The 26,248-nt window shown below is 73.1% G+C and carries 21 protein-coding genes; all 21 read left to right on the top strand.

Going from position 1 to position 26,248, the window contains the following annotated elements; genetic code table 11:
- Nucleotides 1–19: 19 nt before the first annotated feature.
- The 21 genes from BKA22_RS19285 to rimM all read left to right on the top strand — a co-directional run bounded on the left by BKA22_RS19285 (nt 20) and on the right by rimM (nt 26,247).
- On the top strand, nt 20–1,786 hold the full coding sequence (locus BKA22_RS19285) for a glycoside hydrolase family 9 protein (protein ID WP_179561859.1): 1,767 nt from the start codon (nt 20–22) through the stop codon (nt 1,784–1,786).
- A gap of 284 nt (nt 1,787–2,070) precedes the next feature.
- Entirely contained in the window at nt 2,071–5,352 is a 3,282-nt protein-coding gene (gene ileS, locus BKA22_RS19280; protein ID WP_146952224.1) for an isoleucine--tRNA ligase, read from the top strand.
- Nucleotides 5,349–6,728 carry a bifunctional folylpolyglutamate synthase/dihydrofolate synthase gene (locus BKA22_RS19275; RefSeq protein ID WP_146952225.1) on the top strand — a complete coding sequence of 460 codons (1,380 nt, stop codon included), beginning with the start codon at nt 5,349–5,351 and terminating at the stop codon, nt 6,726–6,728. Before ileS ends, BKA22_RS19275 begins: the two co-directional genes overlap by 4 nt.
- A gap of 226 nt (nt 6,729–6,954) precedes the next feature.
- Nucleotides 6,955–7,950: a dihydroxyacetone kinase subunit DhaK gene (gene dhaK / locus BKA22_RS19270; RefSeq protein WP_146952412.1), complete on the top strand. Its 996-nt coding sequence runs from the start codon at nt 6,955–6,957 to the stop codon at nt 7,948–7,950.
- A gap of 48 nt (nt 7,951–7,998) precedes the next feature.
- Nucleotides 7,999–8,652 carry a dihydroxyacetone kinase subunit DhaL gene (gene dhaL, locus BKA22_RS19265; protein WP_146952226.1) on the top strand — a complete coding sequence of 218 codons (654 nt, stop codon included), beginning with the start codon at nt 7,999–8,001 and terminating at the stop codon, nt 8,650–8,652.
- Nucleotides 8,649–9,434 carry a dihydroxyacetone kinase phosphoryl donor subunit DhaM gene (gene dhaM / locus BKA22_RS19260; protein WP_146952227.1) on the top strand — a complete coding sequence of 262 codons (786 nt, stop codon included), beginning with the start codon at nt 8,649–8,651 and terminating at the stop codon, nt 9,432–9,434. Before dhaL ends, dhaM begins: the two co-directional genes overlap by 4 nt.
- 59 nt (nt 9,435–9,493) lie before the next feature.
- Complete coding sequence (locus tag BKA22_RS19255; RefSeq protein ID WP_146952228.1) at nt 9,494–10,138, top strand: TetR/AcrR family transcriptional regulator; 645 nt, start codon at nt 9,494–9,496, stop codon at nt 10,136–10,138.
- Nucleotides 10,139–10,254: 116 nt separating this feature from the next.
- Nucleotides 10,255–11,982, top strand: coding sequence for an MDR family MFS transporter (locus tag BKA22_RS19250; RefSeq protein WP_146952229.1), 1,728 nt, complete (start codon nt 10,255–10,257; stop codon nt 11,980–11,982).
- A gap of 9 nt (nt 11,983–11,991) precedes the next feature.
- Nucleotides 11,992–12,399 (top strand): DUF4233 domain-containing protein, encoded by a 408-nt coding sequence (locus BKA22_RS19245; protein ID WP_146952230.1) that lies wholly within the window; start codon nt 11,992–11,994, stop codon nt 12,397–12,399.
- A gap of 31 nt (nt 12,400–12,430) precedes the next feature.
- Entirely contained in the window at nt 12,431–12,865 is a 435-nt protein-coding gene (gene ndk / locus BKA22_RS19240) for a nucleoside-diphosphate kinase (protein WP_146952231.1), read from the top strand.
- A gap of 88 nt (nt 12,866–12,953) precedes the next feature.
- The gene (smc, locus tag BKA22_RS19235) at nt 12,954–16,517 is read left to right on the top strand and encodes a chromosome segregation protein SMC (RefSeq protein WP_146952232.1); all 3,564 of its coding nucleotides are present in this window, start codon (nt 12,954–12,956) and stop codon (nt 16,515–16,517) included.
- 127 nt (nt 16,518–16,644) lie between these two features.
- The gene (locus BKA22_RS19230) at nt 16,645–16,980 is read left to right on the top strand and encodes a hypothetical protein (RefSeq protein WP_146952233.1); all 336 of its coding nucleotides are present in this window, start codon (nt 16,645–16,647) and stop codon (nt 16,978–16,980) included.
- 85 nt (nt 16,981–17,065) lie between these two features.
- A complete protein-coding gene (ftsY, locus tag BKA22_RS19225) occupies nt 17,066–18,322 on the top strand; it encodes a signal recognition particle-docking protein FtsY (protein WP_146952234.1) in 1,257 nt (418 codons plus the stop codon).
- Between the two features lie 223 nt (nt 18,323–18,545).
- Nucleotides 18,546–19,844, top strand: coding sequence for an ammonium transporter (locus tag BKA22_RS19220; RefSeq protein ID WP_146952235.1), 1,299 nt, complete (start codon nt 18,546–18,548; stop codon nt 19,842–19,844).
- A complete protein-coding gene (locus BKA22_RS19215) occupies nt 19,844–20,185 on the top strand; it encodes a P-II family nitrogen regulator (RefSeq protein ID WP_146952236.1) in 342 nt (113 codons plus the stop codon). Before BKA22_RS19220 ends, BKA22_RS19215 begins: the two co-directional genes overlap by 1 nt.
- A 22-nt stretch (nt 20,186–20,207) precedes the next feature.
- Nucleotides 20,208–21,998, top strand: coding sequence for a [protein-PII] uridylyltransferase (locus BKA22_RS19210; protein WP_146952237.1), 1,791 nt, complete (start codon nt 20,208–20,210; stop codon nt 21,996–21,998).
- A gap of 38 nt (nt 21,999–22,036) precedes the next feature.
- The gene (ffh, locus tag BKA22_RS19205; RefSeq protein WP_146952238.1) at nt 22,037–23,632 is read left to right on the top strand and encodes a signal recognition particle protein; all 1,596 of its coding nucleotides are present in this window, start codon (nt 22,037–22,039) and stop codon (nt 23,630–23,632) included.
- Between the two features lie 5 nt (nt 23,633–23,637).
- The gene (locus BKA22_RS19200; RefSeq protein ID WP_146952239.1) at nt 23,638–24,738 is read left to right on the top strand and encodes an amidohydrolase family protein; all 1,101 of its coding nucleotides are present in this window, start codon (nt 23,638–23,640) and stop codon (nt 24,736–24,738) included.
- Nucleotides 24,739–24,906: 168 nt separating this feature from the next.
- A complete protein-coding gene (gene rpsP / locus BKA22_RS19195; protein WP_146952240.1) occupies nt 24,907–25,323 on the top strand; it encodes a 30S ribosomal protein S16 in 417 nt (138 codons plus the stop codon).
- Nucleotides 25,323–25,562, top strand: coding sequence for an RNA-binding protein (locus BKA22_RS19190; protein WP_146952241.1), 240 nt, complete (start codon nt 25,323–25,325; stop codon nt 25,560–25,562). The genes rpsP and BKA22_RS19190 overlap by 1 nt, the downstream gene beginning before the upstream one ends.
- 130 nt (nt 25,563–25,692) lie before the next feature.
- Nucleotides 25,693–26,247: a ribosome maturation factor RimM gene (gene rimM / locus BKA22_RS19185; RefSeq protein ID WP_146952242.1), complete on the top strand. Its 555-nt coding sequence runs from the start codon at nt 25,693–25,695 to the stop codon at nt 26,245–26,247.
- The last annotated feature ends 1 nt before the right edge of the window (nt 26,248 follow it).

The following is a 26,248-nucleotide window of genomic DNA, read 5'->3' as shown; positions in this document are numbered from 1 at the left end:
CACTCCTAGGGTGGGCGAGGTGAGCACCCCGCGCGTCCGCCTCGACCAGGTCGGGCAGCTGCCCGGCGTCCCGTTCTCCGCGACGCTCGTCACCTCGGTGGCGGACCCGGTGCCCTGGCGGCTCGAGCAGGGCGGCCATGTCGTCCGGGTGGGCACCTCCGTGCCGCGCGGGCTCGACCCGTCCGCCGGGTTCACGGTGCACACCCTCGAGGTCGGTGCTCTGACCGCGCCCGGCGAGGGGTTCACGCTCGCGGCCGACGGTGCGACCAGCCACCCGTTCCGGGTCGCCGCCGACCTGCACGCCCCGCTCGCCGCCGACGCCCTGCAGTTCTTCCACCTGCAGCGCTCGGGTGTCGCGATCGGCCCCGAGGTCGCGGGCGCTGCTTACGCTCGTCCGGCCGGCCACACCGCCGCATGCGCCCACGGCGGCGACACCCGCGTGCCGTGCCTGCCCGCGGGGCGTGCCCTGACCGCCGACGGGGTCGACCTGTACGAGGGCTGGACCGACGGGCACGTGCTCGACGTGAGCGGCGGCTGGTACGACGCCGGTGACCAGGGCAAGTACGTCGTCAACGGCGGGATCGCGGTGGCCCAGCTGCTCGGGACGTACGAGCGTCTGAGCGCGCGGGCGGCCGCGGGCGCGCAGGTCGACGGCGCGCTCCTGCGGGCGCTGCGCGAGGAGGCCCGCTGGGAGCTGGAGTGGATGCTGCGCATGCGCGTGCCCGCCGGGTCCCGGTATGCGGGTCTCGTGCACCACAAGGTGCACGACGAGGCGTGGACGCACCTGCCGACGTTGCCGCACCGCGACCCGCAGCGCCGTTTCCTGCACCGCCCGTCGACGTCCGCCACGCTCAACCTGGCCGCGGTGGCAGCGCAGGGCGCCCGGGTGCTGGCCGCGCACGACGCGACGTTCGCCGCGCAGCTGCTGACCGCGGCACGTGAGACGTATGCCGCAGCGCTCGCCCAGCCCGTGCTGCTGGCACCTGACACGAACGTCGTGGCCGATTTCGGTGGGGGCCCGTACGACGACGTGCACCTGGACGACGAGCGGTACTGGGCGGCCGCCGAGCTGTACCTGACCACGGGGGAGTCCGCGTACCTGGCCGACCTGCGGGCCAACCCGTGCCATGTCGGGGGCGTCGAGCCGGTGTTCGTCCCCGAGGGCTACGACTGGAAGGACGTCGCCGCCCTGGCCCGGATCGACCTGGCGACCGTGCCCGGCGACCTGCCCGAGCGTGAGGAGGTGCGTGCCTCCGTCGTCGTCGCGGCCGAGGACCTGCTGGCCACGCAGGCCGCCCAACCGTTCGGCACCCCGTACGCCCCGCGCGACGGCCGCTACGACTGGGGCTCGAACGGTCTGGTGCTCAACCTGCTCACCGTGCTCCTGGCCGCCGCCGACGTGACGGGCGAGGACCGGTTCGTGCGCGGCGCGACCGCGGGGCTCGGGCACGTGCTCGGTCGCAACGCCCTGGGGCTCTCGTACGTGACGGGGTACGGCACCGATGCCGTGCACCACCAGCACAGCCGCTGGTACGCCGGGCAGCTCGACCCGACGCTGCCCGACCCGCCTCCCGGCACGGTCAGCGGCGGGCCGAACTCCTCGACGCAGGACGAGGTCGCGGCGGCCGCCGTCGGCGGGCTGCCCGCCCAGCGGTGCTTCGTCGACGACATCGGTGCCTGGAGCGTCAACGAGCTGACGATCAACTGGAACGCCCCGCTCGTCCAGGTCGCGGCCCTGCTCGCGTATCGGATCCCGGGCACCACCGGCACCACCGGCCCAGCCTGAGGAGGCGCCGGTCGCGGCGTCGACGGGCACCTCGGTTAGCATGGGCCGCACAGGCGTCGACCCGGCCATCACCGGTGAGCCTCCGGAAGAACAGGGCACCTGCGGGCGCCCCCAGTAGAACCGGACGGGGCAGGCCCGTCACAGCCGTCGCAGAGTGGTCGGTCACCCCGTCAGGGGCCCGGCAAGCGGGGTGGTACCGCGGTGGTCCCGGACGTCCGGGCTCGTCGTCCTCGCGGTCCCGTGCCGTTGCGCACCCCCGGGTGCCGATCACAGGAGCGTCCCGCGTGGCCTACCCGCTGCACCGCTCGTCCGGCTCGCAGAGCCAGCCTGCCGTCCCCGCCTCGCCCGACCTGCCCGCGCTCGAGCACGAGGTGCTCGCGCACTGGGAGGCCGACGGCACGTTCCTGGCCTCCGTCGAGGCGCGCGAGGCCGGCGAGAACGGCGCCAACGAGTTCGTCTTCTACGACGGGCCCCCGTTCGCCAACGGCCTTCCGCACTACGGCCACCTGCTCACCGGGTACGTCAAGGACGTCGTCCCCCGGTACCAGACCATGCGCGGGCGCCGCGTCGAGCGCCGGTTCGGCTGGGACACCCACGGCCTGCCCGCCGAGCTGGAGGCCGAGCGGATCCTCGGCATCACCGACAAGTCGCAGATCGACGAGATGGGCATCGCCGCGTTCAACGCCGCGTGCCGCGAGTCGGTGCTGCGCTACACCGGCGAGTGGCAGCAGTACGTCACCCGGCAGGCCCGCTGGGTCGACTTCGAGCACGACTACAAGACGCTCGACATCACCTACATGGAGTCGGTGCTCTGGGCGTTCAAGCGCCTGCACGACAAGGGCCTGGCCTACGAGGGGTACCGGGTCCTGCCGTACTGCTGGCGCGACGAGACGCCGCTGTCCAACCACGAGCTGCGCATGGACGACGACGTCTACGCCTCCCGGCAGGACCCGGCGCTGACCGTCGGCGTGCGCCTGGACTCCGGTGAGCTCGCCCTGCTGTGGACGACGACCCCGTGGACGCTGCCGAGCAACCTGGCGCTCGCGGTCGGCCCCGACATCGAGTACGTCGTGGTCGAGCCCGAGGCGGGCTCGCCGCTGGCCGAGCAGCACGCGGGGGAGCGGTTCGTGCTGGCCGCGCCCCGGCTGACCGCCTACGCCCGCGAGCTGGGTGCGGAGCCGACCGTCGTGGCACGGCTGCAGGGCTCCGACCTGGTCGGCCGGTCCTACACCCCGCCGTTCGACTACTTCGCGGGGCACCCGAACGCGCACGTGGTCCTGGCCGGCGACTTCGTCACGACCGAGGACGGCTCGGGCATCGTGCACATGGCTCCTGCCTTCGGCGAGGACGACATGATCGCCTGCGACGCGGTCGGCATCACGCCGGTCGTGCCGATCGACTCCAAGGGCCGGTTCACCGCCGAGGTGCCCGACTACGCCGGTCAGCAGGTCTTCGAGGCGAACAAGGCGGTCATTGCCGACCTCAAGGCCGGGTCCGGGCCGCTCGCGCGGGTCGCCGCCGAGCAGCGAGCCGTGCTCGTGCGGCACGAGACCTACGAGCACTCCTACCCGCACTGCTGGCGGTGCCGGAACCCCTTGATCTACAAGGCCGTCTCGTCGTGGTTCGTGCGCGTCACCGAGTTCCGCGACCGCATGGTCGAGCTCAACCAGGAGATCGACTGGTCGCCCGAGCACATCAAGGACGGCCAGTTCGGCAAGTGGCTGGCGAACGCACGCGACTGGTCGATCAGCCGCAACCGCTACTGGGGCACGCCGATCCCGGTGTGGGTCTCCGACGACCCGGCGCACCCGCGCACCGACGTGTACGGCTCGCTGGCCGCGCTCGAGGCCGACTTCGGGCGCCTGCCGCTGAACGAGGCCGGTGAGCCCGACCTGCACCGCCCGTTCATCGACGAGCTCACGCGACCCAACCCGGACGACCCGACGGGTCGCTCGACGATGCGTCGCATCCCCGACGTGCTCGACGTGTGGTTCGACTCCGGGTCGATGCCGTTCGCGCAGGTGCACTACCCGTTCGAGAACGCCGACTGGTTCGAGCACCACTACCCGGGCGACTTCATCGTGGAGTACGTCGGGCAGACCCGCGGCTGGTTCTACCTGCTGCACGTGCTGGCCACGGCGCTGTTCGACCGGCCGGCGTTCCGTTCGTGCGTCTCGCACGGCATCGTGCTGGGTGACGACGGCCGCAAGGCGTCCAAGTCGCTGCGCAACTACCCCGACCCGTTGGTCATGTTCGACACCTACGGCTCGGACGCGGTGCGCTGGTCGCTCATGGGCTCGCCCGTGCTGCGCGGCGGGAACCTGGTGGTCGCCGAGGAGTCGATCCGTGACGGCGCGCGGCAGGTCCTGCTGCCGCTGTGGAGCACCTACTACTTCTTCACGCTGTACGCCGGGGCGGCCGACGGCGGCGCCGGGTACACCGCCCGTGCTGTCGACGCCGACCGTGTCGCGGGCCTGCCCGCGCTCGACCGGTACCTGCTGGCCCGCACGCACGACCTGGTCGTGTCGGCGCAGGCGCACCTGGACGCGTTCGACATCGCCGCGGCGTGCGAGGTCGTCCGCGACCACATCGACGTGCTGACCAACTGGTACGTGCGCACCCAGCGCGACCGCTTCTGGGCCGAGGACGCCGACGCGTTCGACACGCTGTGGACCTCGCTCGAGGCGCTCACCCGGGTGATGGCCCCGCTCGCGCCGATGGTCGCCGAGGAGGTCTGGCGCGGCCTGACGGGCGGGCGCAGCGTGCACCTGACCGACTGGCCGGCGGCAGGTGAGGGTGCACTCGTCGCGGACGACGCCCTCGTCGCGGCGATGGACCAGGTGCGGTCGGTCACCTCCAGCGCGCTGGGTCTGCGCAAGGCGCACGGCCAGCGGGTCCGGCAGCCCCTGCGCACCCTCACGGTCGCGGTCGACGACCCGGACGCGTTGACGCCGTACGCGGCGCTGCTGGCCACCGAGCTCAACGTCAAGCAGGTGCAGCTCGTGGCGGCCGACGCGGGTGTGGCCGAGCGGTTCGGCATCGCCCAGCGACTGGCGGTCAACGCGCGCGCCGCCGGCCCTCGGCTCGGCCGCGGGGTGCAGGCGGTCATCAAGGCGGCTCGCGCCGGGTCGTGGCGCACCGACGCCCTCGGTGTCGTCGTCGTCGCCACGGACGAGGGCGACGTGCCGCTCGAGCCGTCCGAGTACGAGCTCACCACGGTCGTCCTGGTGGGCGACCAGGCCGGCGACCCGGCGCAGGGACCGGCGGCTGCTGCCGCGGTGCTGCCCGGTGGCGGATTCGTCGTGCTCGACCTCGCGCTCGACGACGCCCTGCTGGCCGAGGGCTACGCTCGCGACGTCGTGCGTGCCGTGCAGGACGCCCGCAAGGCGGCCGGTCTGCAGGTCGGGGACCGCATCGTGCTCTCGCTCGACGTGCCTCGTGACCGCGTGGGCGACGTCGAGGACCACCAGGAGTTCATCGGGCGCGAGACGCTGGCCGTGCGGGTCGTCGTCGAGGTGTCGCCCACACCCGAGCTGGTCGTGAAGGTCGAGAAGGTGGATGCATGAGTCGTGCCGGTGGGGACCATCTGCGTGACGAGGCGGCCCGGGCCGCCCGTGAGGCGGCCGACGAGGTGTACGCCGCGATCCTGCGGCGAGCGCCCGAGCACGACATCGACCCGACCCTGGACCGGGTGCTGGCCGTGTGCGAGCTGCTGGGCGACCCGCAACGCGCGTTCCGCGTCGTGCACCTGACCGGCACGAACGGCAAGACGTCCACGTCGCGCATGGTCGAACGGCTGCTGCGTGAGCACGGCCTGCGCACGGGCCGCTTCACCAGCCCGCACCTGACGCGGGTGACCGAGCGCATCGCGATCGACGGCGAGCCGATCTCGGACGAGCGTTTCGTCGAGGTCTGGCAGGACGTGGCCCCGTACGTGCACATCGTCGACGAACGTTCGGTCGCGGCCGGCGGGGTGCGGCTCTCGTTCTTCGAGGTGTTCACCGTGATGGCCTTCGCAGCGTTCGCGGACGCGCCCGTCGAGGTCGCGGTGCTCGAGGTGGGCCTGGGCGGCACGTGGGACTCGACGAACGTCGCGGACGGCGAGGTCGCGGTGATCGCGCCGATCGCGCTCGACCACGAGCGCTACCTCGGCTCGACGCTGGTCGACATCGCCTCGGAGAAGTCCGGGATCATCAAGGACGGCGCCACGCTCGTGCTCGCCCACCAGACCGAGGACGTCGAAGGGGTCGTGCTCGCGGCGGCCGCCGAGCACGGTGCACGGGTCGTGCGCGAGGACGTCGACATCACGGTCGTCGAGCGTCAGGTCGCGGTGGGCGGTCAGCTGCTCACGCTGCGTGCGCTCGGCGGGGTCTACCAGGACATCTTCCTTCCGCTGCACGGCGAGCACCAGGCGCACAACGCGCTGCTCGCGCTCGTCGCGACCGAGGCGCTGCTGACCGGCGGGGCGGCTCTCGACGGCGACGTGGTGGGTGCGGCGTTCGCCGACGTCGACTCCCCGGGCCGGCTCGAGATCGTCCGGACGAGCCCGACCGTGCTCGTCGACGCCGCGCACAACCCCGCGGGCGCCGAGGCGCTCGCGGCGGCGGTCGAGGAGTCCTTCGGCTTCGTCCGGCTCGTGGGCGTCGTGGCGATCATGGCCGACAAGGACCCCGAGGGCATCCTCGCGGCGCTCGAGCCGCTGCTGGACGAGGTGGTCGTCACGGGCATGTCCTCGCCGCGGGCGATGGACGTGCAGGACCTCGCCGACATCGCGATCGACGTGTTCGGCGAGGACCGCGTGCACGTGGTCGAGCGTCTGGACGACGCGATCGATGTCGCCGTGCAGCGGGCGGAGAGCGAGGCGGACCGCGGGGCCGGCGTCCTGGTGACCGGTTCGATCGTGCTCGTCGCCGAGGCACGTGTGCTGCTGGGGCGCCCCTGAGCGCACGGTCGCCGGTCGGTGACCGGTCTCTGACCGGCGCAGACGCGCACCACGGGCACCGCACGGGTGCTGCACGAACGTGCAGCGCCCGTGCACGTGCTCGGCTTGCGGCCCGTCGGGGCCGCCGTGAAGGTGAGGACGTCGGGGCGCGTACGCCCGGACCCGCCCTGACGTGCCGTGACCGGCAGCCGTCGGTGGTCGGTCGCCCGAAGGAGGGATGGCCACAGTGAAGAAGCTCATCAACGACCCGCAGACCGTCGTCGCCGAGTCCGTCGAAGGATTCGGGCTCGCGCACGCCGACCTCGTCGCGGTGCACACCGATCCGCTGTACGTGGCCCGCGCAGGCGGTGCGCGCGCCGGCAAGGTCGGCCTCGTCAGCGGCGGGGGCAGCGGGCACGAACCGCTGCACGCGGGTTTCGTGGGCCTCGGCATGCTCGACGCGGCCGTGCCCGGTGCGATGTTCACCTCGCCGACCCCCGACCAGATCGCCCCCGCCCTGCAGGCGGCCGACGCCGGTGCCGGCGTGCTGGCGATCGTCAAGAACTACACCGGCGACGTGCTGAACTTCGAGACGGCCGCCGAGCTCGCCGACGCCGAGGGGGTCACCGTGCGGTCGGTCGTCGTGAACGACGACGTCGCGGTCGAGGACTCGCTCTACACGGCAGGCCGGCGGGGCGTCGCCGGCACGGTCGCGGTGGAGAAGATCGCCGGGGCGGCCGCCGAGCGCGGCGACGACCTGGACGCGGTCGTCGCCGTGGCCGAGAAGGTCATCGCCAACGTCCGCTCGATGGGTGTCGCCCTGACCGCGTGCACGGTCCCGCACGCCGGCAAGCCCAGCTTCGACCTGCCCGAGGACGAGATCGAGATCGGCATCGGCATCCACGGCGAGCCCGGTCGGCACCGCATCCCGCTGGCCTCCGCCGACGAGATCACCGAGATGCTCCTGACGGCCGTCGCGGACGACCTGGTGCTGGCGCCGGGTGAGAAGGTCCTGCTGTTCGTCAACGGCATGGGCGGCACGCCCGCCTCGGAGCTGTACGTCGTCTATCGTCGGGCTCGCGCGTTGCTCTCCGAGCGCGGGGTCGAGGTCACCCGCTCCCTCGTCGGCAACTATGTGACATCACTGGAGATGCAGGGCGCGTCGGTCACGGTGCTCCGTCTGGACGAGGAGCTGACCGCCCTGTGGGACGCACCCGTGCACACGGCCGCGCTGCGCTGGTAGGGGCAGGGGTACGGGCATCGGACTCGGCCGCACGAGGAGGAGCACGGTATGACGCTGGACGTGGCATGGGCGATCGACTGGACGCGCCGATCGGCTCGGGTCGTCACCGAGCACCGCGAGGAGCTCATCGAGCTCGACCGGCAGATCGGCGACGGTGACCACGGCGAGAACCTGACCCGCGGCTACACCGCCGTGGTCGCCCGTCTCGACGCGCTCGAGCCCGCACCGGTCCTGGTCGGTGACGTGCTCAAGCTGGTCGCGACGACGCTCATGTCCACCGTCGGCGGTGCCGCCGGTCCGCTGTACGGCACGGCGTACCTGCGTGCCGCGAAGGTCTCGGCGACGCCCGTGCTCGACTCCGCCGGTGTCGTCGCGCTGCTCGAGGCGGCGCTCGAGGGCATCGTCGCCCGCGGCAAGGCCACGACGGGGGAGAAGACGATGGTCGACGCGTGGACGCCGGCGGTCGAGGCCGCGGTCGCCGCGGCGGACGCCGGCGCCGACGCGGCCGCGGTCGTGGCGGCTGCCGCGCAGGCGGCCGCGGCGGGCGCGCAGGCCACGATCCCGCTCGTCGCGACGAAGGGTCGCGCGTCGTACCTCGGCGAGAGGTCGGCGGGGCACCTGGACCCGGGCGCGGCGTCCTCGGCACTGATCCTGCAGGCTGCGGCGGACTCCGCCTCGGCGGGCGGACCGGTGGCGCCGTGAGCGGGTCGACCACCGCGCTCGTGCTGGTCTCGCACTCGACCGCGCTCGCGACGGGCGCGGTCGAGCTGGCCGCGCAGATGGCCCCGGGGGTGACGATCCTGGCTGCCGGGGGCATGGACGACGGCACCCTGGGCACCAGCTACGAGAAGATCGAAGGTGCTCTGCTCGAGGCGACCGCCGACGGCCGTGCTGCGGTCGTCCTGACCGACCTGGGTTCCGCCGTCCTGACCACCGAGTCGGTGCTCGAGATGCTCCACGACGACGTGGTCGCCCGGGTGCGGCTGGCCGATGCGCCGTTCGTCGAGGGTGCGGTGGCGGCCGCCGTGACGGCCTTCGGGGGCGCTGGCCTGACCGAGGTGCTGGCCTCCGCCGAGCAGGCGGGCGCGACGTTCGCCAGGTCCGCTGGTGCGCAGGTGCCTGTGCCCGTGTCGCCGACACCGGCCGGGCCGAACGTTTCGACGGTGAACGGTTCCATGTCGAACGGTTCGGCATCGAACGGCCTGGTGACCGAGGGTGCGCCCTCCGGTGCCGTCTCGGCTGTCGCGGTGCTGCGCAACCCGTTGGGGCTGCACGCGCGCCCCGCGGCGCTCATGGCCCGGATGCTCGCGGGGTTCGACGCGCAGGTGCGGGTCAACGGGGTCAACGCCGCGAGCGTGCTCGAGCTGATGAAGCTCGGGGCGACCCAGGGACAGCAGCTGCAGGTCGTGGCCGAGGGGCCGCAGGGCGAGCAGGCGGTCGCCGCGTTCGTGCAGGCGGTCGAGGAGGGCTTCGGCGAGGTGTGACGCACGTCGCCTGAATATTGCAGTGCGTGCAAACTTGCAGTGGGTGTAACGTCCTGACCGTGCACGACACCGCCACGCGTCCCGACGCCACCCCCGCCCCGGTCACGGGCGCAGCGGGGGAGCAGGGGCTGCGCGCACGGCAGAAGCAGGCGCGCCAGCGCGCGCTCGTCGACGCCGCGCACCTGCTCGTCGCCCGTGACGGCCTCGACGCGGTCACCGTCGAGGCCATCTGCGAGCAGGCCGGCGTCTCCACCCGGACCTTCTTCAACTACTTCGCCACCAAGGACGACGCCGTGCTCGGGCACATGCCCCTGCCGATCGCGTCGGACGCCTCGGAGCAGTTCGCCGCCGGCGGCCCCACGGGCAGCCTGACCGCGGACCTCGAGGAGCTGCTCGCCCAGTTCTTCGAGCAGCCACCCATGGGGCACGAGCGGATGGAGCGGGCCCTGGCCCTCGCCCGGGGCGAGCCCCGGTTGCTGACCAAGCACCTGGCCTGGATGGAACGGCACCGCGGCGAGCTCGTCGGGCTGATCGCCCGGCGCCTCGGCAGCGAAGCGCCCTACCGGGCCGAGACCGTCGCCGGGTTCGTGATGTGCCTCATGCACGCCACCTTCACCCGCTGGGACGCCGCGGACGGGCAGGGGCCCGGTCGCGTGCACCTCGCGGCCGCCATGTCCGAGCTGCGCGCCATCGTGGCCGACTGACCCACCGACCGACCCACCCACCGCCCGCACGTCCGGACCGGCGCGACGAACGCCCGGCCCGCGCGTCGATCCCGCACGCCCGCAGAACCGTCAGAACCCCCAGAACCGAGGTCCCCATGTCATCCGCTGCCGTCGCAGCTCCCCGTGAGGACGAGAAGCCTCTCGTCGTCCTCACCCCGCGCACCGTGTGGCTGATCTTCGGTGCGCTCATGGCGAGCATGTTCCTGTCCTCGCTCGACCAGTCGATCGTCGGCACCGCGATGCCCACGATCGTCGGCGAGCTCAACGGCGTCGAGCACCAGGGATGGGTCGTCACCGCGTACATCCTGGCGATCGCCATCGTCATGCCGCTGTACGGCAAGTTCGGCGACCTGTGGGGGCGGCGTTGGCCGTTCCTCGTCGCGATCGGCCTGTTCACGCTCGCCTCGGCCGGTGCCGGGTTCGCCCAGTCGTTCGGCGAGCTCGTGTTCTGGCGCGGGGTCCAGGGCCTGGGCGGCGGTGGCCTGATGATCCTGTCGCAGGCGATCATCGCCGACATCGTGCCCGCCAAGGAGCGCGGCAAGTACATGGGCCCGATGGGTGCGCTGTTCGGCATCGCGGCCGTCGTCGGCCCGCTGCTGGGCGGGCTGTTCACCGACCACGCCGACTGGCGCTGGTGCTTCTGGATCAACATCCCGATCGGCATCGCCGCGTTCACCACCGCGTGGTTCACGCTGAAGCTGCCCACGCACCGCTCCGGCCGCAAGATCGACGTCGCCGGCATCGTCTTCATGGTGCTCGGCACCTCCGGCCTGGTGCTGGCCACCTCGTGGCAGAGCTGGACGGGCAACTCGGGCTACGACTGGTCGAACACGGGCCTGCTCGCCCTGGTCATCGGCACGCTCGTCTCGATCGCGCTGTTCATCCTCGCCGAGACCCGCGCGAGCGAGCCGATCCTGCCGCTGCGCCTGTTCCGCAACCGCACGTTCACCATCGCCACGTCGATCGGCCTCATCCTCGGTATGGGGATGTTCTCCGCCCTCGCCTTCCTGCCCACGTTCCTGCAGATGTCGACCGGCGCCGGCGTCACCGAGTCCGGCTTCCTCATGCTGCCGATGATGGCGGGCGTCATGATCACCGCGATCGGCTCCGGCATCGCGATCACCAAGACCGGCCGTTACAAGATGTTCCCGATCGCCGGCCTGGCGATCACCGCAGCCGGCATCGCGTGGCTGACCCGGATCACCGGTGACATGTCGATGGTCCTGTTCGGCGCGATGATCTTCGTCGTCGGTGTCGGCATGGGCCTGGTCATGCAGACGATCGTGCTGGCCGTGCAGAACGCGGTCGACCCGCACGAGATCGGCACCGCCACCAGCGCGAACAACTTCTTCCGCGAGATCGGCGCCGCCGTCGGCACGGCCCTGTTCAGCACGATCTTCACCACGCGACTGACGAGCAACCTCGAGACCGTGTTCGCCGGTGTGCCGGCAGGCTCCGGCGGGGCCGACGCGTCGGGTCTGACCCCGGCCATGGTGCAGGCGCTGCCCGAGCCGTTCCGGACGGGTGTCGTCGACGCGTTCACCCAGGCCCTCGCACCCGCGTTCTGGTACCTCGTGCCGCTCGTGCTGGTCGGCTTCGTGCTGGCGCTCTTCCTCAAGGAGGTGCGGCTGTCCGACGTGGCCGGCATGGTCGCCCGCGGCGAGGCGCTCGCTGCCGACGACCCGGCGGCCACCTCGGTCGACGCGACGGACGCCGGCGACCCGCGGGAGGCGGACGGCGTGCTCGCCGGCGCCCGCGCAGGGACCGACGGGCGGACCGACGTGCCGTCCGGCGGGGCTAGCGAGCAGGGGCAGGCTCGTTAGCCTGTCCCGATGAGCTCCACCGTGCCGGCCGTGCGCCGCAAGCGACCCGCGAAGCCTCAGTTCACCCAGACGATCCTCGTGCTCGAGGCGTTCGTGGTGCTGTTCGCGACGCTCGTGGTGCACGGCCTGCGCACGTACCCGACCGGACCGGTGTGGGCGGTCGGCGGCGGGCTCGTGGTCCTGCTGCTCGTCGCCTCCGGCTGGGTCGGTCGCCCCGGCGGGTACGTGGTCGGCTGGGTGCTGCAGGGCTGGCTCCTCGCGGCGTCGCTGCTCGCCCCGGCCGGGGCGCGCGACCTCACGGTCATCACCGTGGTCGTCTTCGTCGCGCTGTGGGCGGTCGCGCTGCGCCTCGGCGGTCGTATCGATCGCGAACGTGCCGAGTACGACGCCGCGCACCCGGCGGACGCCGCACCCTGACGGCCCCGGCCGCCCCGCTAGGGTGGCGACCATGACCGACGCACCCCTCGCGCAGCGCACCCTCGTCCTCGTCAAGCCCGACGGCGTCCGCCGCGGACTGGCCGGCGAGGTGCTGCGGCGCATCGAGGCGAAGGGCTACACGCTGGCGGCCGTCGAGCTGCGGCACGCCGACGAGGCCCTGCTCGTCGAGCACTACGCCGAGCACGCGGGCAAGCCCTTCGTCGGCCCGCTGATCGCCATGATGTCGTCCGGCCCCGTCCTCGCGATCGTGGCCGAGGGTCAGAGGGTGGTCGAGGGCTTCCGGTCGTTGGCCGGTGCCACGGACCCGACGCTCGCGGCCCCCGGCACGATCCGTGGGGACCTCGCCCGGGACTGGGGTCGGCCCGTGATCGAGAACCTGGTGCACGGCTCGGACTCGCCGACGTCGGCCGAGCGCGAGATCGCGCTGTGGTTCCCCGCCCTCTGACGGCCCGGCCCGTCCGCGGACCGGCCTCGCAGCGTCCGACCGACCGGACCTCCGCGGGCGTCGACCGCACGCACCCTAGGCTGCCCCCGTGCACCTGAAGACCCTGACCCTGCGCGGGTTCAAGTCGTTCGCCTCGGCGACGACGCTGCACTTCGAGCCCGGTGTCACCTGCGTCGTCGGGCCGAACGGGTCGGGCAAGTCCAACGTCGTCGACGCCCTCGCCTGGGTCATGGGGGAGCAGGGTGCCAAGTCGCTGCGCGGCGGCAAGATGGAAGACGTCATCTTCGCCGGCACCACCGGGCGGCCGCCGCTCGGCAGGGCCGAGGTCGCCCTGACGATCGACAACGCCGACGGTGCCCTGCCGATCGAGTACTCCGAGGTGACGATCTCGCGCACCCTGTTCCGCAACGGCGGCTCGGAGTACGCGATCAACGGGCAGGGCTGCCGGCTGCTCGACATCCAGGACCTGCTCTCGGACTCCGGCCTGGGCCGCGAGATGCACGTGATCGTCGGTCAGGGTCAGCTCGACGCGGTGCTGCGGGCGACCCCCGAGGAGCGGCGCGGCTTCATCGAGGAGGCGGCGGGCGTCCTCAAGCACCGCAAGCGCAAGGAGAAGGCCCTCCGCAAGCTCGACGCGATGCAGGCCAACCTCACGCGGCTCGGCGACCTCACCGGCGAGATCCGGCGCCAGCTCGGCCCGCTCGGCAGGCAGGCCGAGGTGGCCCGCAAGGCCGCGGTCGTGCAGTCCGACCTGCGTGACTCCCGGGCACGCCTGCTCGCGGACGACCTGGCCCAGCTGACCGCCACGATGGAGCAGGAGATCGCGGACGAGTCGGCCGTGGCCGCCCGGCGCACGCAGGTCGAGCAGGTGCTCGCCGAGACCCGCGCCCGGCTGGCGACCCTGGAGCGGGAGGCCGCCGAGGCCGCGCCGGCCCTGAGCGAGGCCAGCGAGGTCTGGTATCGGCTCTCGTCGCTGCGCGAGCGGCTGCGCGGCACCGCGTCCCTGGCCGCCGACCGGGTGCGGCTCCTCGGGTCGGCGACCGCCGAGCGTGCGGGCGGGCAGGACCCGGACGATCTCGCGGCGCAGGCCGAGCGCGTGCGACGGGCCGAGGCCGAGCTGGCTGCCGAGGTCGACATCGCCCGGGTGGCGCTCGAGGCGGCCGTCACCGCCCGCCAGCAGGCCGAGCAGGCGGCGGCGTCGGCCGAGCAGGAGCTCGCGACGGCACTGCGGGGTGCGGCCGACCGTCGTGAGGGCGTGGCGCGGCTGGCCGGCCAGGTCGCCGCACGCCGCAGCCGGGTCGAGGCGACGCAGTCGGAGATCGGCCGGCTCCGGGACGCCCTGGGCGAGGCGGAGCGTCGCGGCCAGCAGGCGACGGTCGAGTTCGTGGCGCTCGAGTCGCAGGTCGCCGGCGCCGAGCAGGGTGAGGAAGGGCTGGACGCCGAGCACGAGGCGGCCGTCGAGGCGCTCGAGCAGGCGAACGACCTGGTCGCGACCTTGCGGGAGCGGCTGGCTCAGGCCGAGCGTGAGCGCACGGCACTCGGGGAGCGTGCCGAGACGCTCGAGCTGAGCCTGCTGCGCAAGGACGGTGCAGGCGCGCTGCTGGCCGCCGACGGTCTGGGTGGCACGATCGGCTCGCTCGCCGCCCTCCTGCAGGTGGCGACACGTGACGAGGAGGCGGTCGTCGCTGCGCTCGGTGCGCTCGCCGACGCTGTCGCGGTCGTGTCGGTCGACGCCGCCGTCGACGCGATCCGGTACCTGCGCACCGAGGATGCGGGTCGGTCCACGCTGGTCGTCGCAGGCGCGGCCTCCGTCCCGACGGTGACCGACCTCCCTGCTGGGGCCCAGCGGGCCGTCGACCTCGTCCAGGCCCCGGAGCACGTGCGCTCCACCGTCGAGGCGCTGCTGGCCGACGTCGTCGTGGTCGACGACCTCGCGCAGGCGCGGGCGATCGTGGCCGCGCACCCGCACCTGGTGGTGGCGACCAGGTCCGGTGACGTGCTGGCCCGGGACCGCGCGTCGGGCGGTTCGGCCTCGGCGCCCAGCGCGCTGCACCTGCAGTCGGCCCTCGACCAGGCCCGCGCCGGCGCTGAGCGGTCCACGGCGACCGCCGAGCGCACGCGGTTCGAGCTGGTGGGCGCGCTCGAGGCGCAGGAGGCTGCACGGGCGGCGCACGAGCGGACGCTCGAACGGCTGAACGAGTCCGACGCGGCGCTCGCCGCGGTCGCCGAGCAGCTGGGGCACCTCGGCTCGACCGCGCGGTCCGCCCGTGCCGAGGCCGAGCGCATGCAGGCCTCGCTCGACGCGGCGACGCGCACGCTGGCCGACGACTCCGAGACCCTCGCCGAGCTGGCCGCACGGCTGGAGGTCGCCGAGCGGGAGCCGGCGGACAGCGAGGTGGCCATCGCTGCGGGCACGGCCCGGCGTGACGAGCTCGCCCAGCTCGCGACGGGGTCACGAGCGCGCGAGACCGAGGCGCGGCTGACCCTGCGCACGAGCGAGGAGCGTGCACGGGCACTGTCCGGTCGTGCGGAGTCGCTGGAACGGGCAGCCCGTTCCGAGCGCGAGGCTCGCGCCCGTGCGGCCGAGCGCGAGCGCGCCCGCGCCCGCCAGGCCGCGGTGGCCGAGGCGGTGCGGGACGGTGCCACCCGGGCGCTCGCGACGCTCGAGACGTCCCTGCGCCGAGCGACCGCGGAGCGCGAGGCCGTCGAGGTCGCACGGACGCGGCGCGACGAGGAGATCGCGGCCGTGCGTGCCGAGGTGGACGCCCGTGCCAAGGAGTTCGCCGAGCTCACCGACGTGGCGCACCGTGACGAGGTCGCACGCACGCAGCAGCGGCTGCGGATCGAGCAGCTGCAGGGGCGTGCCGTCGACGAGCTGGGGCTCGACCCGGCCGTCCTGCTCGACGAGTTCGGTCCGCACAGGCCTGTGCCGGTCGTGCTCGCCCCGGGCGTCGAGCCGGAGGACGGGGCGCCGGCGACCGTGCCGTACGTGCGCGAGCAGCAGGAGAAGCGGCTGCGCGCCGCCGAGCGTGCGCTGTCGCTGCTCGGTCGGGTCAACCCGTTGGCGTTGGAGGAGTTCGCCGCGCTCGAGGAGCGCCACAAGTTCCTCACCGAGCAGCTCGCCGACCTCAAGCGGTCCCGGACGGACCTGCTGGAGATCGTCAAGGAGATCGACCAGCGCGTCGAGCAGGTCTTCGCCGAGGCCTACCGGGACACGGCCGCCGCGTTCGACCGGGTCTTCCCCCGCCTGTTCCCCGGTGGCGAGGGCCGGTTGGTCCTGACCGACCCGGACGACATGCTCACCACCGGTATCGAGGTCGAGGCGCGCCCCGCGGGCAAGAAGGTCAAGCGGCTCTCGCTGCTGTCCGGTGGGGAACGGTCGTTGACGGCCGTGGCGCTGCTCGTGGCGATCTTCAAGGCGCGGCCCAGTCCGTTCTACGTGATGGACGAGGTCGAGGCGGCGCTCGACGACGCGAACCTGGGTCGGCTGCTCGAGATCTTCCGTGAGCTGCAGGAGGACTCCCAGCTCATCGTCGTCACCCACCAGAAGCGCACGATGGAGATCGCCGACGCGCTGTACGGCGTGACGATGCGCGGCGACGGCGTGACCACGGTGATCAGCCAGCGCATGCGCGAGGACGCGGCCGTCTGACGCCTCCCGGTCCGGCCCGCTGAACGGGTGAGCGCCGTGACGGTCCGGTGTGAAGGTTTGGTGCGCCTTCGCTCGCGACGGCGCGTGCCGGTCGGGCTGCCCCGGGCCGGGGGCGGAGACTGGTGCCGTGGCTGTCGTCGTCGGGATCGTGCTCGCTCTCATCGTGGCCGCGGTCGTCCTGGTGGCGGCCGCGCGATCGGCTGCGCACGAGGGCGAGAACCCGGTGGCCGACCTCGTGTCCGCCTGGCGCGAGCGCGGCGGTCCGAGCGGAGCCGCGCGGGCCGAGGTCGCCGAGGCCGCGCCGGTGGACGTGAGCCTGACGGAGTTCCTGCAGGCGAACGTGGAGCAGGGCGACGCCTACCTGCAGGTCGACGAGCTCGCCGATCGCCTGCAGCGGGCGACGGACGCGACGCGCCGGGCCATGCCGGGTTCGCCGGGGCACGCCGACCGCCGCAGCGCCTGACTGCTGCCCGACTGCTGCGCCCGACTGCAGCGCCTGACCGTGGCGCGGGTCGCGTGACCCGTCGGGCGACCGTCAGACTGTGCCGGTGAACTCCGAGACCCTCACCCTCCTCGCGGTCGGCCTGCCGACCCTCGTCGCCGTGGTGACGGCTGCGGCCTTGCTCGTCCGTCGTGGCCGGCCCGGGAGCCCTGGCGGCTCCGAGAGCTCTGAGACCTCTGAGGCCCCGACGAGGCCCGAGAGCGGGCAGGGTGCGGGCGCCGGGCAGCAGCCGACCGCGGGTCCCGGCGCCGCGGGGGACGTCACGGGTCCGGTGCCGGCAGAGCGCACCGTCGACGTGGCGACGCCCGAGCCGGACGTCGCCGTCGAGGAGCTCAGCCGGGTCGTGCCGCTCGACGTGCCCGCGCCCGTCCAGGGCCGCATGGCACGGTTGCGCGACCGCCTGGCCCGTTCCGGGTCGCCGTTGGGCGCGCGCCTGCTCACGGTGCTCTCACGCGACCACCTGGGCGAGGACGACTGGGACGAGCTCGAGGAGACGCTGCTGCTCGCCGACATCGGCGCCGGACCGGCCGCCGAGCTCATCGACGCGCTGCGGACCCAGGCGCGCGTGCACGGTCTGAGCGACCCGGCGCAGGTGCGATCGCTGCTGCGCGCCCAGCTGCTCGCGCTCGTCGACCCCGCCCTGGACCGGTCCTTGGCCACCGTGCCGACGCTCGCGGAGGACGGCACGCAGGTCCCCGCGGTCGTCCTGGTCGTGGGCGTCAACGGGACGGGCAAGACGACGACCGTCGGCAAGCTCGCCCGGGTCCTGGTCGCCGAGGGCCGCACCGTCGTGCTCGGGGCGGCGGACACGTTCCGTGCCGCGGCGGCCGACCAGCTGCAGACGTGGGGCTCGCGCGTGGGCGTGCCGACGGTGCGTGCCGACCGGGACGGGGCCGACCCGGCCGCGGTGGCGTTCGACGCGGTGCGTGCGGGCACACAGGACGGGGTCGACGTGGTGCTCGTGGACACCGCCGGGCGCCTGCAGAACAAGGCCGGGCTCATGGACGAGCTGGGCAAGATCACCCGTGTCCTGACCCGCCAGGCGCCGCTGTCGGAGGTGCTGCTCGTCCTCGACGCGACGACCGGTCAGAACGGCCTGAACCAGGCCCGCGTGTTCGGCGAGGTCGCCGGCGTCACGGGCATCGTGCTGACCAAGCTGGACGGCACGGCCAAGGGCGGCATCGTCGTCGCGGTGCAGCGCCAGCTGGGCGTCCCGGTCAAGCTCGTCGGGCTCGGCGAGGGCCCGGACGACCTGGCGCCGTTCGACCCCGAGGCGTTCGTCGACGGGCTCCTGCGCGAGTGAGATCGAGGCCGTCCGTCGCCCTCGCGCGGCGGACGGCTGCGGCTCCCGGCGGGCACGGCCGGTGCTCGCATGTTGGACGTCCGCCTGGGACGAAACCGAACGTTTACGCCGACGCGGGGCTTGTCACCTCGTCGTAACACTGTCAGTGCACCACGGAAACCCGCCTCCCCGACCGTGATACCAGACCAGCCACCCCGGGCTGGCGAGCGGAGAGGCGATCTCGATGGAATTCGCTTTGGACAGCGGGAACACGGCGTGGATGATCACCGCCGCGTCTCTCGTGCTGCTGATGACGCCGGCTCTGGCGTTCTTCTACGGCGGCATGGTGCGCGGCAAGAGCGTGCTCAACATGATGATGATGAGCTTCGGTGCGATGGGCATCGTCGGCCTGATCTGGGTGCTCTACGGCTACTCGGGCACGTTCGGCACGGACGTCGCCGGCCTGTTCGGCAACCCCTTCGACTTCTTCGGCCTCCAGGGCGCCACCGACGACGCGAGCCTCATGGCGGCTGCCGGTGTGCCGTTCCTCGTCGCGGCCGGCTACCAGGCCACGTTCGCGATCATCACGGTCGCGCTGATCTCCGGGGCGATCGCCGACCGGTTCAAGTTCAGCGCGTGGATGGTCTTCGCGGCCATCTGGGTGAGCATCGTGTACGTCCCGCTCGCGCACATGGTGTGGGGTGGCGGCCTGCTCGGCGCCGACGGCATCACCTCGGGGCTGTCGACACCGATCGACTTCGCCGGCGGGACCGTGGTCCACATCAACGCCGGTGTCGCCGGCCTGGTGCTGGCGATCCTGGTCGGCAAGCGCAAGGGCTTCGGCAAGGAGCCCATGCGGCCGCACAACCTGCCGTTCGTCATGCTCGGTGCGGCCCTGCTGTGGTTCGGCTGGTTCGGCTTCAACGCGGGCTCGGAGTTCGCGGCCGACGGCGTCGCGGGTCGCGCGTGGCTCAACACGATGGTCGCCACCTGCGTCGCGATGCTCGCCTGGCTCGCCACGGAGAAGCTGCGTGACGGTCACGCCACCTCGCTCGGTGCCGCCTCGGGTGTCGTCGCCGGTCTGGTCGCGATCACCCCGGCCGCTGCCGCGGTCGACTCCTACGGCGCCATCGCCATCGGCGCGATCGCCGGTGTGCTCTGCGCGCTGGCCGTCGGCCTGAAGTACAAGTTCGGCTACGACGACTCGCTCGACGTCGTCGGTGTGCACCTGGTCGGCGGTCTGACCGGCACGGTGCTCATCGGCTTCTTCGCCACGGACGCCAACTCGACCTGGTACCCGGACGGCGCCCTCAACGGCCTGTTCTACGGTGGCGGGGTCACGCAGCTGGCCACGCAGGTGATCGTCGCACTGGCCGCGGTCGTCTTCAGCGGCGTGATGACGCTCCTCATCGGGCTCGCGCTCAAGGCCACCATCGGTCTGCGTGCCAGCGAGGAGGCCGAGGTCGGCGGCGTCGACCTGGCGGTGCACGGTGAGACGGCGTACGAGACCCTGGGTGCCCGCGTTGTGACGGAGGTGAAGTGATGACGAAGCTCGTGACGGCTGTCATCCAGCCGCACCGGCTGGATGACGTCAAGTCGGCCCTCGAGGCTGCTGGCGTGCGTGGTCTGACCGTGAGCGAGGCGAGCGGCTACGGCCGCCAGCGTGGCCACACGGAGGTCTACCGCGGTGCGGAGTACACCGTGGACCTGGTCCCGAAGGTCAAGATCGACGTGCTGGTCGGCGACGAGGACGTGGCAGGTGTCGTCGAGGTCGTCGTGAAGGCCGCGCAGACCGGCAAGATCGGGGACGGCAAGGTCTGGGTGGTCCCGGTGGAGGACGTCGCGCGCGTCCGCACCGGTGAGCACGGCGAAGACGCCCTCTGACGGGGACGGTCGTACGCACGAGATGACACAGGAACGGCCGCCCGGGGGCGCGGCCGGGAACGAGTCGCCGGAGGTCCCGCACCCTGTCGGGGTGCGGGACCTCCGCGTCGAACGGCTCGATCTCGCCGCCCGCCTCGCGGGCCCAGGAACGGACGGCGTCGCTCGACGCTCCGCGATCGTCGAGCTGGTCGTGCACCGGCTCGGGGAGCTGTGGGGGCAGGCGACGGAGGGTGCCGACGTGCAGGGCGTCGCGCTCGGCGCCGTGGGCAGCATCGGCCGCGGCGACGCGAGCCCGGTCTCCGACCTCGACCTGCTGCTGGTGCACGAGGGACGCGGGCACTCGTCCGAGGAGCTCTCGGCGCTCGCCCAGCGCCTGTGGTACCCGATCTGGGACGCCGGTCTCGACCTCGACCACTCGGTGCGCTCGCTCGCGCAGTGCCGTCAGGTCGCCTCGAAGGACCTGCCGGCCGCGGTCGGTCTGCTCGACCTGCAGCCGGTCGCCGGTGACGCGGTCGTCATCGCACGTGCCAAGTCCGCGCTGCTGGCGGACTGGCGCTCGGCCGCGCGTCGACGGCTGCCCGAGCTGCTCAGCTCGACCCGGCAGCGCGCCGAGCGGCACGGCGAGCTCGCCTACCTCATCGAGCCGGACCTCAAGGAGGCCCGCGGGGGGATCCGTGACGCCGTGGTGCTCAGCGCGCTGGCGGCGACCTGGCTGACCGACCGCCCACACGGTGCCGTCGACAGCGCCTACACGCACCTGCTCGACGTGCGCGACGCGGTCCAGGTGGCCACGCGGCGGCACACGAACCGGCTGCTGCTGGCCGACCAGGACGAGGTCGCCTCGATCGTCGGCTTCGACGACCGCGACGACCTGCTGGCCTCGATCGCCGAGGCCGGGCGGATCATCTCCTACGCGCTGGACACCACGGTCCGCAACGCCCGGCAGGCGTTGCAGCGCCCGGCGCTCAAGCCGATCCTCGTGCGCGGTCGGCGGGGGGCGCCTCGGCTGCGGGCGATCGCCGAGGGCCTCGTGGAGCACGACGGCGAGATCGTCCTGGCGGTCGACGCACGCCCGGCCGACGACCCGCTGCTCTCGCTGCGTGCCGCGGCGACGGCCGCCCGGACGGGCCTGACCCTGTCCCCGGTGACGGTCGCCAGCCTGACCGCGACCCCGGCGCTGCCCGAGCCGTGGCCCAAGGCCGCGCGCACGTACCTGCTGCAGCTGCTCGGCTCGGGCGCCACGCAGGTCCCCGTCTGGGAGGCGCTCGACCTGGCCGGCGTGGTCACGACCTGGATCCCCGAGTGGGCCGCCGTGCGGAACCGCCCGCAGCGCTCGCCCGTGCACCGGCACACGGTCGACCGGCACCTCGTCGAGACGGTCGCGCGTGCCGGACGGGACCGCAAGAACGTCGAGGCGGGCGACACGCTGATGCTCGCCGCGCTGCTGCACGACATCGGCAAGCGGGCAGGCGCGGGTGACCACTCGGTCGAGGGCGCGCGGCTGGCCGGGCCGATCGTGCTGCGCATGGGGTTCGACGAGCAGGTCGCCTCCGACGTCGGCCGGCTGGTGCGCGAGCACCTCACGCTGGCCGACCTGGCCACGACGGCCGATCCGGACGACCCGGCGACCCTCGACCGGCTGCTCGACGCGGTCGACCACCGCCTGGACCTGCTGCGCGTGCTGCGGGTGCTCACCGAGGCCGACGCCTCCGCGGCCGGACCCGCGGCCTGGAGCGCGTGGCGCGGCACCCTCATCGACGACCTCGTCGCGCGGGCGTCCCGACGGCTGGCGGGTACCCTGGACCGTCCGTAGCCCAGCATGCCGATCCGATCCGAGCGAGGTCCGTAGCGGTGTTCGCCACCCTGTCCGACCGACTGACGTCGACCTTCAAGAACCTGCGCACCAAGGGTCGGCTCTCCGAGGCCGACATCGACGCCACGGTGCGCGAGATCCGCCGCGCCCTGCTCGACGCGGACGTGGCCGTGCCGGTGGTTCGCTCGTTCGCCGCGGCGGTGCGCGAGCGGGCGCTGTCCTCCGAGGTCTCCGGTGCGCTCAACCCGGCGCAGCAGGTCGTCAAGATCGTCAACGACGAGCTGGTGACGATCCTCGGCGGTCAGAACCGGCCGCTGACGCTCGCGAAGAACCCGCCGACGGTCATCATGCTGGCGGGTCTGCAGGGTGCCGGGAAGACGACCCTCGCCGGCAAGCTCGCTCTGCACCTCAAGGGCCAGGGGCACACCCCGCTGCTCGTCGCCGCCGACCTGCAGCGGCCCAACGCCGTCACGCAGCTCCAGGTGGTGGGGGAGCGCGCCGGCGTGCCGGTGTTCGCCCCGCACCCGGGCAACCAGGGCCACGACGACGTCCTGCCGTCCGGCGCCGACCCGGTCGCGGTCTCCCGCGAGGGTCTGGCGACGGCTCGGGCCAAGCAGCACGACGTCGTCATCGTCGACACGGCCGGCCGGCTCGGCGTGGACGCCGAGCTCATGGCCCAGGCGGGCCGGATCCGCGACGCGGTCGACCCCGACGAGGTCCTGTTCGTCATCGACGCCATGATCGGCCAGGACGCGGTGGCCACGGCCCAGGCGTTCGCCGACGGCGTCGGGTTCACGGGCGTGGTGCTCTCCAAGCTCGACGGCGACGCACGCGGTGGTGCGGCCCTGTCGGTCGCCTCGGTGACCGGTCGTCCGATCCTGTTCGCCTCGACCGGTGAGAAGCTCACCGACTTCGAGGTGTTCCACCCCGACCGCATGGCCTCGCGCATCCTCGACATGGGTGACGTGCTCACCCTGATCGAGCAGGCCGAGAAGGCCTTCGACGCCGAGCAGGCCGAGAAGATGGCCGGCAAGCTCGCCAGCGGCGAGGACTTCACGCTCGCGGACTTCCTCGTGCAGATGCAGCAGCTGCGCAACATGGGCTCGATCAAGAAGATGTTCGGGATGCTGCCCGGCATGGGCCAGATGCGCGAGGCCCTGGACAACTTCGACGAGCGCGAGGTCGACCGCATCGAGGCGATCATCCGTTCGATGACGCCCGCCGAGCGGGAGACCCCGAAGATCATCAACGGCTCGCGCCGTTCGCGCATCGCCCTTGGCTCGGGCACCACGGCGACCGACGTCAACCAGCTGCTCGACCGGTTCGACGGCGCGCAGAAGATGATGAAGCAGATGGCCCGCACCGGTGGCGTGCCGGGCATGGGCAACCTGCCGGGCATGGGTGGCAAGAAGTCCCGCGGTCGGGTCGTGGCACCCGCGCGCAAGGTCAAGGGCAAGTCCGGGAACCCGGCCAAGCGCGCCGAGCAGGAGCGCGCCGCCGCCGACCGGGCGCTCAACGGCCCGGCCGCACCGGCCGGTTCCGCGTTCGGCCTCGGTCAGCCGCAGCCGGAGCAGGTCGACCCGTCGGCGCTGCAGCTGCCGGCCGGCTTCGACAAGCTGCTCGGAGGGCGCTGAGCGTCGTGACGGGGCGGCACGTGCTGCACCTGCGCGGGACGATCGTGCTCGGCGACGAGCACGAGGTCGGTGAGGCGTGGGTCGTCGGGGGTCGACTGACCTTCAGCCGACCGTCCGCACCTGTGCACGCGACGTTCGAGGGCTGGGTGCTGCCGGGGCTCGTCGACGTGCACTGCCACATCGGTCTGGCCGCCGACGGTGCGGTCGACCGCTCGACCGCGCACGCGCAGGCGGTCGCCGACCGTGACTCCGGCGTGCTGCTCGTGCGGGACGCCGGCTCGCCGGCCGACACCGCCTGGGTGCACGAGGCCGACGAGCTCCCGCGGTTGCTGCGCGCCGGTCACCACCTGGCACGCCCGAAGCGCTACCTGCAGCACTACGGCCGTGAGCTCGCCGACGTCGCCGAGCTGCCCGGGGCCGTCGCCGAGGAGGCCGCGCGCGGGGACGGATGGGTCAAGCTCGTCGCGGACTGGATCGACCGTGACCTCGGTGCCGACGGCGACCTGCGACCGCTGTGGCCCGCGGACGTGCTCACGCGTGCGGTCGCTGCCGCGCACGCCGCCGGTGCCCGGGTCACCGCGCACACCTTCGCCACCGAGTCGCTCGACGACCTGCTCGACGCCGGGGTCGACTGCCTCGAGCACGCCTGCGGTGCCACGCCCGACCAGGTCGACCGGATCGCTGCGGCAGGCATCCCGGTGACGGCGACGCTGCTCCAGGTCGCCCAGTTCGAGGCGATCGCCGCCCAGGGGGAGCGCCGGTACCCGAGGTTCGCCGCGCGCATGCGAACGCTGCACGAGCACCGCTACGACCTGGCGCGTGACCTGCACGACGCGGGCGTCCCGGTGCTGGTCGGCACCGACGCCGGCGGCACGATCGCGCACGGGCGGATCGCCGACGAGGCGGCCGAGCTGGTCCGTGCCGGGATCCCCGCCTCGGAGGTGGTCGCCGCCGCCTCCTGGCGTACCCGGGCGTGGTTGGGCGTGCCCTCGCTGACCGAGGGCGCGAGCGCCGACCTCGTGGTGTACGACGCCGATCCGCGGCTCGAGATCGGCGCGCTCGCCTCCCCGCGCGCGGTGGTGCTGCGGGGCACGCGCGTGCGCTGACGCTCGTGTTGGGGGCGGCCCCGCGCGTCTGGCACAATGGTCGGCTGTACCCGGCCCGAGCAGCCCCTCTACCTGCGCGGTGCCGTGTCCCCGGTCGAACCGCTGCGCCCACCCCACGGAGCCGCACGGCGAGACCAACCCCAGCAGACATCAGGAGAAGACCACACCGTGGCCACCAAGATCCGCCTCAAGCGCCTGGGCAAGATCCGCGCGCCGTACTACCGCATCGTCGTCGCCGACTCGCGCACCAAGCGTGACGGTCGCGTGATCGAGGAGATCGGCAAGTACCACCCCACCGAGGAGCCCTCGTTCATCGAGGTCACCTCGGACCGTGCGCAGTACTGGCTCGGCGTCGGCGCGCAGCCGACCGAGCAGGTCCTCGCGCTCCTGAAGATCACGGGCGACTGGCAGAAGTTCAAGGGCCTGCCGGGCGCCGAGGGCACGCTGCGCACGAAGGCCGCCAAGGTCGACGCCAAGGCTGCCGTCGAGGCCGTCGCCGCCGACGCCGAGAAGGCCAAGGCGAAGGCGTCCGAGAAGAAGGCCGCTGCGGCCGTCGAGGCTCCGGCCGAGGACGAGCAGGCCTGATGCTCGCCGACGCGCTCGAGCACCTGGTGCGCGGCATCGTCGACCACCCGGACGACGTCCGCGTGAAGACGTCGACGCTGCGCCGTGGCGAGCTCCTCGAGGTGCGCGTGCACCCCGACGACCTCGGCCGGGTGATCGGTCGCGGCGGGCGGACCGCACGCGCACTGCGCACCGTCGTCGGTGCGCTCGCGCAGGACGGCTCCGTCCGGGTCGACGTCGTGGACGTCGACCGCCGCTGACGCAGGACTCGCGAAGGCCCGGCCCCTACCCTGGGGACCGGGCCTTCGCCATGACAGTGCGAGCCCGACACGGTCAGATCGGCCGTCGTCACGGTGCGCGCCCCACGACCCGGATCCACCGGAGGACCCCATGCAGCTGACCGTCGCCCGGATCGGCCGTGCCCATGGCCTGCACGGCGAGGTCGCCCTCGACCTGCGCACCGACACCCCCCACGAGCGGTTCGCCGAGGGGGCGCAGCTGCGGACGGATCCGCCGACCGCCGGGCCGCTCACCGTCGAGCGCACCCGGGTGCAGCAGGACCGCTGGTACGTGACGTTCGCGCAGGTGCACGACCGCACGGGCGCCGAGGCCCTGCGGGGCGTCGACCTCGTGGTCGAGGCGGCCGAGTCGGACGAGGACGACGCCTGGTACCCGCACGAGCTCGCGGGCCTGCGGGCCGAGCACGTCGACGGTCGGGTGCTGGGCGAGATCGTCGGCCTGGAGCACCTGCCCGCGCACGACATGCTCGTGCTGCGCGAGAGCGAGGGTGCCCGCACCCTCGTCCCGTTCGTCCGGGCGATCGTGCCCGTCGTCGACGTCGCTGGCGGACGGGTGGTGCTCGACCCGCCCGGCGGGCTGCTCGCCTCGGATGCCGCGAACCTGGTCGTCTCCGACGAGACCCGTGGCTCGGACGAGCCGGCCTGAC

Source organism: Cellulomonas soli, assembly GCF_013409305.1.
Classification (GTDB): Bacteria; Actinomycetota; Actinomycetes; order Actinomycetales; family Cellulomonadaceae; genus Cellulomonas; species Cellulomonas soli.
This window is presented reverse-complemented; position numbering and strand designations above follow the sequence as displayed.

Coding starts and splice junctions, on each gene's coding strand:
- BKA22_RS19275 (WP_146952225.1), top strand. CDS start 5,349: ATGAGTCGTGCCGGTGGGGACCATCTGCGTGACGAGGCGGCCCGGGCC.
- dhaL (WP_146952226.1), top strand. CDS start 7,999: ATGACGCTGGACGTGGCATGGGCGATCGACTGGACGCGCCGATCGGCT.
- BKA22_RS19250 (WP_146952229.1), top strand. CDS start 10,255: ATGTCATCCGCTGCCGTCGCAGCTCCCCGTGAGGACGAGAAGCCTCTC.
- BKA22_RS19245 (WP_146952230.1), top strand. CDS start 11,992: ATGAGCTCCACCGTGCCGGCCGTGCGCCGCAAGCGACCCGCGAAGCCT.
- ndk (WP_146952231.1), top strand. CDS start 12,431: ATGACCGACGCACCCCTCGCGCAGCGCACCCTCGTCCTCGTCAAGCCC.
- BKA22_RS19220 (WP_146952235.1), top strand. CDS start 18,546: ATGGAATTCGCTTTGGACAGCGGGAACACGGCGTGGATGATCACCGCC.
- BKA22_RS19215 (WP_146952236.1), top strand. CDS start 19,844: ATGACGAAGCTCGTGACGGCTGTCATCCAGCCGCACCGGCTGGATGAC.
- BKA22_RS19210 (WP_146952237.1), top strand. CDS start 20,208: ATGACACAGGAACGGCCGCCCGGGGGCGCGGCCGGGAACGAGTCGCCG.
- BKA22_RS19190 (WP_146952241.1), top strand. CDS start 25,323: ATGCTCGCCGACGCGCTCGAGCACCTGGTGCGCGGCATCGTCGACCAC.
- rimM (WP_146952242.1), top strand. CDS start 25,693: ATGCAGCTGACCGTCGCCCGGATCGGCCGTGCCCATGGCCTGCACGGC.